A 1,085-nucleotide genomic window follows, 5' to 3' on the forward strand; every position below is an offset into this window, starting at 1 on the left:
ACATTGCAGCGCCATTGACCAAGACGTGTAAAAGGGAGTGCGCAAGGCAGGGTCTGCCAGTCGCGGCCGTGGTAGTCGGTGTGCTCCATGGCATCGAGTAAATGCGGCAGCACGATCTCCAGTAGCAGCAGGCTATCCGGCGTGTGTTTGTCTAGGCTCAGGTAGACCGCATGGTCCTCGTAATAGTCGACACCGATTTCGCGTCCCTGTGGCGTGGTGCGATCGAATGGGACTTCAATGGTCTCGCTGCGCGGGTCGGAGTCACCCATCTGGATGCCTTCTGACCTCCCCGCGTCTGCCGCCAGTACACGCTTTGCAAATGACAAACTACTTATGTGACGTTTGAATCCGCCATTGGGCGCCACGTTCAGAAACAAGTCGTATTCTTTCAGCCACTGCGCCTCGGCCTGGCGGTGGTGATCGTGCGCTCCGGTGGGTACATGCAGCACGGGGACCTGGGCATGCCCGAGCTGTTGCAGCATGAGTTGCAAGGGCAGGGTCAGCGCTTCGCTGGCCGTATTCAGCTGATGGCCGGCATAGACAATCGCCACCCTGGGCCGCTTGACCACCTCGACTTCGCGCAGGCCAGCGCGCAATAGCAGGCTGATGTGTTCGGGCCTTAGTCGTATGCCTGCTGGTAGCAACGGCGCCCCTGCTGGGTAGTCCTCGCCCACTGGGGTGGTGAACCAGCCTGGCGGGATGGGGCGCTTGATCTTCAGCCTCGAAGCATTGCTGAAGTAGGCGCGCAATTCCGGCCTGAAGGCGGGCAGCACGGTATCTGCCCCGAGGGGCAGTGGGTCACCCTCGTCGATATGGATCACGTGCCCTGGCGGCAGCGCAAAATCAAAGGGTTCCTGATTCCAGTTCGGTTTGACGGGCATATCCCGCTCAAAAACCCAGCTAGGTTGCCAGGGCTGGCGCGGGGTGGCTTGCTGCGTATCTGCGCTACAGATGGCATAGCCATACGCTTTGGCGCGCGGCCAATTAGGCACATTGTCTACAGCCAGCACTTCCGTAAAGGTGACCCGCCCCAGGGCCGCGGCCAAGGGCACGCGTTCGACCATTTTCCCTAGCGGCACCACCGA

General features: G+C 60.8%; 1 protein-coding gene. It reads right to left on the minus strand.

Annotation, left to right across the window (positions count from 1 at the left end; all coding sequences use genetic code 11):
• On the minus strand, positions 1-1,046 hold a 1,046-nt coding region (locus BT173_RS19535; RefSeq protein WP_308417600.1), incomplete at its 3' end, for a molybdopterin-binding domain-containing protein.
• Between the last annotated feature and the right edge of the window lie 39 nt (positions 1,047-1,085).

This window comes from Chitinimonas taiwanensis DSM 18899 (assembly GCF_900119825.1).
Taxonomy (GTDB): Bacteria; Pseudomonadota; Gammaproteobacteria; order Burkholderiales; family Chitinimonadaceae; genus Chitinimonas; species Chitinimonas taiwanensis.